The sequence below is a fragment of the Saprospira grandis str. Lewin genome (assembly GCF_000250635.1).
GTDB lineage: Bacteria > Bacteroidota > Bacteroidia > Chitinophagales > Saprospiraceae > Saprospira > Saprospira grandis.
Map to the genome: position 1 here is coordinate 2838970 of NC_016940.1, position 8531 is coordinate 2847500.

Genomic DNA, 8531 nt, shown 5'->3' on the forward strand with positions numbered 1-8531 from the left:
CAGGGCCGAGCGAATAGCGAGCTGCGAAACAGCCCGACCCGCCTGCAGGGCGGGGCAGCCCCAAAAAACAGCAGAAAAAAAGCGAATACTACAATAGCTTGCAGCATTCGCTTGGGGTTTAATTTTTATAGTAATTGAGGGCTTCATCGCCCATTTTGGCCATATTATCAATAAAAAAGCGGAGGTCGGCCAGTTGGTCATCGCTCATTCTTTCTTTGGTAAAGATGGGAATCCCGCGCCAATTTTTGCCTGATTGATAGCGGTGGGCGGCATAAATAGAGTATTTGGCTTTGCCTTCAAAGTTGGCGGCTAGTCGTTTAAATGTTTTTTGGCGATTGTCTAGTTTGAATCGGCTATAGCGTTTTTCTTCATGGCAATGCAGGCAGCTTCGCTCATAAATTTTTCGGCCATTGAGAAAGCTATTGCTAGCGGGAGAGATCATTTGGCGGGCGCGTTCGTCTGGTGGGCGGACCAAATGGGCGGGATAAACCTCCGAGTAATATCGGCGAATGAGGTTTACGGCCCGGGCATTACTGCGGTTATTTTTGATAGAATACTCGACCTTTTCCCAATCGGCTTTTTTCATCTCGAGTTCGCCCATTTTCAATTCTAGGGTCCAGAGATAGGCCAAAATGGCTTCTTTTTCCCAATCTTCCATTTCTCGGCCATCGGCAAAGAGTTGGTTGCAGGCATCCATAGATTTGCGCAGGTCAAAGTGGGCGCCTTTGAGCAGGTGGGCGTAGGGGCCGTCATAGAGCTTGGCAAAATCATTATTAAAAAAGAAGATGCGGTTAATCATGCCATAAAAACTAGGGCCGGGCAGAAAAGAGAGCTGGTTAGAGTCTACATATTTTAGGCGTTTTTGAGGATCCAGATTATCCAAACTAGGCTCTTCCCGAACGCTGAGGTGGCAGGAGGCGCAGCTCATTTTCTTGCTGAGTAGCTCGGTGCTACTACCTTCTTTGGTGGTAAATCCCTGTTCAATCAGTTCTTTTCCTTGCCGAATCGTCAGTTGGTCTTTGGCCTTGGCCCAATCTTTTGGCTGGTTGGTTTTAATTTTTCCCAACTTCCCCATGACGGTCCAAAGCGGAGTGCTTTCGGTCATCTGAAAATCAGATTGCTCCTCTTCCTTTAAGAGTTTTGGGCTGGTAAAGGCGGTGGCCAAGCCCCAACAAACCCCCAAAATAGAGATGGCAATTTGCCAAGGTTTGGGACGAATATATAATAGTGGTTTTAGCATATTGCTGGTTTTGCTTGTCTTGGAATATAGTGTGTGTAGCGAACTACTTAAAAAACAGGCGCTGAGGCGCTTCTAGTTCCTTAGGCTAAAAATAGGCCAAAAGCCCACTGCAAAAAACAGTTTAGCCGACCTAATCTAGTGATTAAATCGGTAGTTCATTCTTCTCAAATTTAGGGGGAGGCTAGGGGGGTTGTTGGAGCCCTCACAAAATAACAGTTTCGGAAGATATTATAAAACAAGGAACGCACAAAAAAAAGCCAGTACTCCTTAGAGGACTGACTCTTTTCTTTTGGGGCCCGCGGCCGCCCTATATATTGGGGCGGCCGCCGCTATGCTTCGCCGCTCGCAGGTCTGCTCGGCCCTGCGTTTTTTTCGCTACGCTCAAAAAAACTGGGTCTGGCCTTCGGCCACGGCTGCGCAGCGCTGGGCCATGGCTCGCTGCGCTCGCTGGCGGCTTCGCCGCCTCTAAATGCCACCTTGTCCGCCGCCGCTGCTGTTTCCACCGCCAGAGCGGTTTTCTAATTTGCTACGGCGTTTGTTTTTGACATTCATCTTACCAAAGTTATAGCTCATACTAAAGTTGACCACTCGGTTTTCCCATTCGTAAATTCCACTCTGACGAAAGCTGTCTGTACTCCGCTGATAGCGATAGCTATTGCTATAAATGGGGTTTTGGACCCAAAGAGAGAGCCGCAATTTCTTTTTCATCAGCTGTTTATTGACCGATACCCAATGCCAGAAGTTGGGGCGGTTGCTTCCCTGAATATCTCGAACCTGATACCAAACTGATCCCCCCATAGAGATGCTTAGCCCAATTTTTTGCAAACGAATACTGCTAAAGATGTTTCCACTAGCCCCTAAGGTCTGATAAGAAAGATCTTGACCTTCTACTTCTGCATCAAAATGCGACTGATAAAGGTTGCCTCCCATATTAAAGGTCCACCAAGGGAAAATACTTGTATTAAAGTTGAAGTCTAAACCGTATTGGTAGTTGTAGGCTAGGTTTTGAGGCCGAGAGCGAATCACGCCCGTTAGGCTGTCAATGGTTTGGACTCGGGTAGACTCATTATCATTGTAGCTGGCATACAAGCCAACATTTATTCCCGATTTGCCAATGTAGTTGCCGTAGTTCAGCTCTACCTTATCGGTAAATGAGGGCTGTAAATAAGGGTTGCCATAATAAAGGTAGCGGGGGTCCTCAAAACTAGGGAAGGGGTTGGTGGACCAAGAACCGGGGCGGTCAATTCTACGGCTGTAGTTAAAGGTCATTTGGGCCGACTTACTCATTTGGTAGCCCAAGTTAACAGAGGGAAAGAGCTGAAAGTAACTCCAGGGATAACTCTCCTCCGTACTAATCAAACGCGGATCTACACTGGCTTGCTCTAGGCGAAGACCAAACTTTCCACTCCACTTCTCTCCAAGTTTTTGGCTGTAGGTCCCATAAAGGGCATGAATCTGTTGGCTGTATTCAAAGATATTAGAGCGGCTACTATCATTGACTAAAGTGGGGAGCTGAGGAACATAATTATAATAGCCAAAATCACTGCGGTCCAATTGGTAGCGATAGTGATAGCCTACTTCTAATCGCCCTTCTAGTTTGGGCAAGGGAAGGGTATAATCAATACGGGCCCAAATTTCTCTGCGGCTGTCAAAGTCCTCAATGCGCTGAGAGTCTGGGGCTGCATTGATGGCATCGCCATTGGGCCAATAAGACTGATTGCCGTAGTAGTCAATATCTTGGTCTTGGCTATTTGATATTTGGAAGTCAAAGACGAGCTCGTGTTGATCACCCATACCCCCAATTTTATCCAAATTAGGCTTACCTGTAGAGTCTTTTTCTGGAAAAATAATAGAGTAAACGGCATTATAGCTCCAGTTGTAGCGTTCTGTTTCGCCATCTCTGCCTCGAATCTCTTGGCTGTAGTATACCGAATCTTGTCCGAAGTTATCGTATTGGGTTTGGCCGCCATTTTGGCCAGCCCCTCCACCGCCTCGTACTTGCATAGAGAGGGTTTGGGTGGGACTAAAGTAGTAGTCCATGCCTAGGCGCCCCCAGAAGTTATCTTTTTGGCGGCGGCTATCGCGGTAGGTATTAAAATAATAGCTACTATCGGGCAATTGATTGAAGCGGTAGGCCTCTGAAAGGGTGTAGGAGCCTCGGCGGCTCCAGCTAGCATTAGAAAAAAGGTTGAGCTTTTCAGATTTGTAGTTTAGGCCAAAACCCGTATTAAACTTATTGAACATTGGACCAACGGGTTCCGAACGCCAACCTCGGGCATTGGTCCCAATTCGAGCATTGACATTGCCCGTAAAGCCAGAGAGGAGGTTGCGTTTCATCACAATGTTAATGATTCCGCCTGCGCCACCATCGGGGGCATCTTTGGCCGAGGGGCTCGTAATAATTTCTACGCTTTTGATACTATTTGCAGGCAGTTGCCGAAGAACCGCAGCTTGGTTTTCTCCAGTGAGGCCCGTAGGTTTTCCATTGATGTATACTTGGACCACCTTGCCCCGCACTTTGATTTGCTCATCTTGGTCGACCTCGACTCCTGGGGTAGAGCGAAGGACCTCGGTGGCGCTTTCGCTGTTGCCAAGTCCGCTGTTTTCTACATCAAAAACCTTTTTGTCTAGGCCCAATTTGAGTAGCGATTTATTGGCCGTTACCTGCACCGTTTCTTGGGTGGCGGCATCGGGCTTTAGCAAGACTTTTCCTAGCTGAAGAGTAGGGAGTTCTAATTTAAGACTATCTATGCGTTTTTCTTCATAGCCCATAAAGTTAAACTTGGCGTAGTAGTCGCCATAGGGCAAGTTGGCCAAGCGAAATTTACCATCCATATCGCTAATGCCCCCCGTAATGAGGGAGTCGGAAAGATTGTAGAGGGATACGGTGGCAAACTCTAAGGGCTTTTTGCTGTCGGCATCTATGAGTTGGCCTAAAAGAGTGGTTTGGGCAGGGGGCATAGGCCCCTGCGCCCAGCTCCAGCTACAGACGAGCAGGAAGAAGGAGAGGAGGGTCAATTTCATGTTTTTTGGAATTAAGATCGAGGTTAAATTGATTGTAGGAGCTAGCCGAAGAGTTGTGCTGAGCTAGCTGAGAACGGAGCAGCCAGTGCTGTTAATTTTTGATTGCTTTTTTATGTATAATAGGCTTAGAGGGCTATAGTTACGAGCTCTTAACAGTCCTTAACCTTTAGATTTCGACTAACTCGACCTTTTGAAAGACTGAACTAGGGGGTTAGTTTCTAGTCGGTCCAATTTCTGTTTTTGTAGAAATTCTGATAAAAGGGCTATTTTTTTACTTTATTTAAGTCTTGCTCTACTCAATCAAAAAATTGAAAAACGATACCTTATGTTGAAAAAGAAAATTGCAAGCTTGGCTTTTGGCCTTTTGGCAGGAGCTAGCTTGTTGGCCCAAACAGGGCCCGATCGCTGGCAACAGGCGGCCAAATACTATATGGAAATTGATATGGATACCAAAAAACATCAGTTTGATGGTAAACAGAAGCTGGTCTATACCAATAATTCGCCCGATACTTTGCGTAAAGTATTTTATCATCTCTACTTTAATGCCTTTCAGCCAGGTAGTATGATGGATGAACGCTCTAGAACACTACCCGATCCCGATCCCCGTGTAGGCGATCGTATCGCTCAGCTTAAGCCCAAAGAAACGGGCTACCATAAGATTAAGAGCTTGTTGCAAGATGGCAAAAAGGTCAATTATGAAATGGCCGAAACTATTTTGGAGGTAGAACTAGCCGAGCCCATTTTGCCTGGCGCCAGTACTACCCTAGAAATGGAGTTTAAAAGCCAGGTGCCCATTCAAATTCGCCGATCTGGCCGCAATAGTGCCGAGGGAATCGATTATTCTATGTCGCAATGGTATCCCAAACTTTGTGAGTATGACTACCAAGGTTGGCATGCCAACCCCTATATCGGCCGAGAGTTTCATGGTGTTTGGGGCGATTTCGATGTGAAAATCACCCTACCTGTAGAATATACGGTAGGCGCTACGGGCTACCTCCAAAATCCCAATGAAATGGGACATGGCTATGAGGATGTGGGCCAAAGAGCCGACCTCAAAGGCAAAAAGCGCCTTACTTGGCATTTTATCGCGCCCAATGTGCATGACTTTGTCTGGGGCGCCGATCCCGATTATATCCATGATGTGGTCCAGCTAGATGATACGACTAAGATTCACTTTCTCTATCAAGATGATGAGGATTATAAGGCCACTTGGAAAGCTGTACAGCCTAAAATGAAAAAGGCATTCGAGTATATCGAGAAACGCTTTGGCAATTATCCCTATCGCCAATATTCCTTTATCCAAGGGGGAGATGGCGGAATGGAGTACCCCATGGCCACACTCATCACTGGAAACCGTGCCCCCTCTAGCCTGCAAGGCGTGATGGTCCACGAACTGATGCATACTTGGTATCAGATGCTGATGGGAACCAATGAGGCCCTTTATGCTTGGATGGATGAAGGCTTTACTTCTTATTCCACCAATATTGTTACGGCTTATTTGGATGGCCAACTGAAAAAAGGCGAAACCCCCCATTACTACTCTTATGCAGGTTATAAGCAGTTGGCCAAAAGTGGGGTAGAGGAGCCCCTAAGCACTCATGCCGACCATTTTATGAGTAATGCGGCCTATGGCGCTGGTTCTTATAATAAAGGAGCCGTTTTTGTCCATCAATTGGAGTACATTGTCGGCGAAAAGGTCCTTAAGGAGGCCATGTTAGATTATTACTATAATTGGCGGTTCAAGCACCCCAATCCCAACGATTTTATCCGTATTGTAGAAAAACGATCGGGCCTAGAGCTAGATTGGTACCGAGAGTATTGGGTCAATAGCACACATACTATTGATTATGCGATTGATAAGGTGGAGAAGAAGGGCAAAAAGACGTTGGTCCAATTGCAACGCCTAGAAAGCACCGATAAGAAAACGGGCATTAAGAATGGCCGTATGCCTATGCCTGTAGATCTGGTGGTGAAGTATATGGATGGCAAGGAGGAAAAAACAGCTTGTTTCCATATTCCCTTGGCCATTATGAGAGGGGCCAAAGCCAATGAAAATATGTACCTAGAGTATAATGTGATGCCCGATTGGCGCTGGACGCATACTAGCTATGAGTTAGAGCTGCCCATTAAACAAAAGGATATCTTGAGTATTGAAATTGACCCTTCTAGCCGAATGGCCGATATCAACAGAAAGAATAATACTTATAAGCCTGATTAGGCGGCTAAGAAGTTTTGCTTTGAGCCACTCTATTTTATGGAGTGGCTTTTTTTATTATTTGGGGCCCGCGGCCAGCAAAGCTGGCCGCCGCTATGCTGCGCCGCTCGCAGGTCTGCTCGGCCCTGCGTCGCTTTGCTCCTTGGTCTGGCCTTCGGCCACGGCTGCGCAGCGCTGGGCCTGCTCCACTTTTGTTTTCCAGTTGATGCTTTCTGCTTCGGCCTTTTGGCTGCCCCTTTTAAGCGGTAGGCCTCGCTTCGCTCGGCCTGCTTTAATATGTCCCCGCCCACCCACCCCTCTACGGGATTCCTTAGGGGAATCCCTGCGGGGGCGTTTGGACCATTAAAAAATTCCTCTCCAAATCCTCCCGACGGCTAGCTGCCCCCCTCCTCTTATATTTTTTGCGGTTTAGCAGGCGGCGAAGCCGCCGCAAAGGGCCGCAGGCCCGCGGCTGAGGGATGGACAGCAGTGGCCCTCAGGGCCAGACCAAAGCCCGCAGGGCTGCAGGGCCGAGCGAATAGCGAGCTGCGAAACAGCCCGACCCGCCTGTAGGGCGGGGCAGCCCCAAAACAACATAAAGAAAAAAGCGTTAAGGATAAAAAGGAGGCGAGGGCTGGCGGTTTTCTTGCAAAATTGTAGCTTTGGCCCAAAATACAGCGAGCACTATGACAAAAGCTTATCCGGCGAAACTACTATTATTTGGAGAGTACAGCATCATGCAGGCGGCTCCGGCTTTGGCCTTACCCTTTTGGGCCTATAGCGCCAACTGGTCTTGGTCGGCCGCTAAAGAGCGATTAGCTTCGCAGCAGGGTTTGCAGCTCCTATTGGATAGCATGGCGCCCAACTGTTGCTTAGACTTGCAGCGATTGGGGCAAGACTTGCGAGCGGGGATTTGGTTGCAGAGTGATATTCCGCATGGCTATGGTTTGGGGAGTTCGGGCAGTTTGGTGGCCGCAGTATATGAGCGCTATGCCAGGGCCGAAAAGGCAAAGGGGGAGGAGTTAATATTGACCTTAGCGCAGATAGAAACTGCTTTTCATGGGCAGAGTTCGGGCATAGACCCCTTAGTTTCTTATTTGAGAAAAGGGTTGTTTTGGGAAGCTGGTCAGAGTAAAATATTGGAGCAAGAAATTAGCTTAGGAGAGGCGGATCGGGCTCAATTATTTTTGTTGGACACAAAAATTGCGAGACAAACGGCCCCATTAGTACAGCACTATTTGCAAGCTTGTGCGCAGGCAGATTTTCCATTGGCGGAGCAAAAAGAACTTGCTCAGGCGCATCGTTTGGCTATTTCGGCCTATTTGAGCCAGGAAGATGAGGCCTTAGCTGCTGCATTTAGGGAGATATCGGCCTTGCAGCATCGGTTCTTTCAGCGGATGATTCCGGCAGAATTTAAAGAAGTTTGGCAAAAAGGCTTAGCGGGAGGCAGCTATTTGCTCAAACTATGTGGAGCTGGTGGCGGAGGATTTTTGCTGGGCTATAGTCAGGATTGGGCCAGTACGCAGCGAGAACTATCGGCTTTTGAGTTATTGCCATTGGCTTTAGGGCAGATATAGGAGAGAGCGGGCTGGGGCTATAGTCTAATGAAAAAGAGAAAGCAAGCTTCATTATCTAGTATAAAAAATGTAAATTTGAGCGCCCTCAAAGGGGGCTAAATCATTTATTTCATTTTGCATAACTATACGATCCATGAGTGGAGAAAAAATTAGCATGAAAGAGGGGCAGTTGCAAGTGCCTAATCAACCTATTATTCCTTTTATTGAAGGAGACGGCATTGGTCCTGACATTTGGGCTGCTTCTGTTCGCGTTTTTGATGCTGCTGTAGAGAAAGCTTATGCTGGCGAGCGCAAAATTGAGTGGAAAGAAGTATTGGCTGGTCAAAAAGCCTTTGATACGACTCAGGAATGGTTGCCACAGGCTACCCTAGATGCTATTGAAGAGTACTTGGTAGCGATCAAAGGGCCATTGACTACCCCTGTAGGTGGAGGAATCCGCTCACTAAATGTGGCTTTGCGTCAGAAGCTTGACCTTTTTGCTTGCGTGCGTCCTGTG

General features: G+C 47.5%; 5 protein-coding genes (1 of these 5 running past the window's edge). 3 read left to right on the forward strand and 2 right to left on the reverse strand.

Features of this window, described 5'->3' with window-relative positions; all coding sequences use genetic code 11:
• Positions 1-118: 118 nt before the first annotated feature.
• Entirely contained in the window at positions 119-1240 is a 1122-nt protein-coding gene (locus SGRA_RS12580) for a hypothetical protein (RefSeq protein WP_015693100.1), read from the reverse strand.
• 465 nt (positions 1241-1705) lie between these two features.
• Entirely contained in the window at positions 1706-4264 is a 2559-nt protein-coding gene (locus SGRA_RS12590; protein WP_015693102.1) for a TonB-dependent receptor, read from the reverse strand.
• Positions 4265-4589: 325 nt separating this feature from the next.
• Here SGRA_RS12590 and SGRA_RS12595 point away from each other — a divergent pair, with 325 nt between their 5' ends.
• The 3 genes from SGRA_RS12595 to icd form a co-directional block, all read left to right on the forward strand.
• On the forward strand, positions 4590-6482 hold the full coding sequence (locus SGRA_RS12595; RefSeq protein WP_015693103.1) for a M1 family metallopeptidase: 1893 nt from the start codon (positions 4590-4592) through the stop codon (positions 6480-6482).
• A gap of 662 nt (positions 6483-7144) precedes the next feature.
• Positions 7145-8035, forward strand: coding sequence for a GHMP family kinase ATP-binding protein (locus SGRA_RS12605; RefSeq protein WP_015693106.1), 891 nt, complete (start codon positions 7145-7147; stop codon positions 8033-8035).
• Between the two features lie 133 nt (positions 8036-8168).
• Positions 8169-8531, forward strand: the beginning of a protein-coding gene (icd, locus tag SGRA_RS12610) for an NADP-dependent isocitrate dehydrogenase (protein ID WP_071823187.1). 858 nt of this gene lie beyond the right edge of the window; only the first 363 of its 1221 coding nucleotides appear in the window; the start codon lies at positions 8169-8171; its stop codon lies off the right edge, out of view.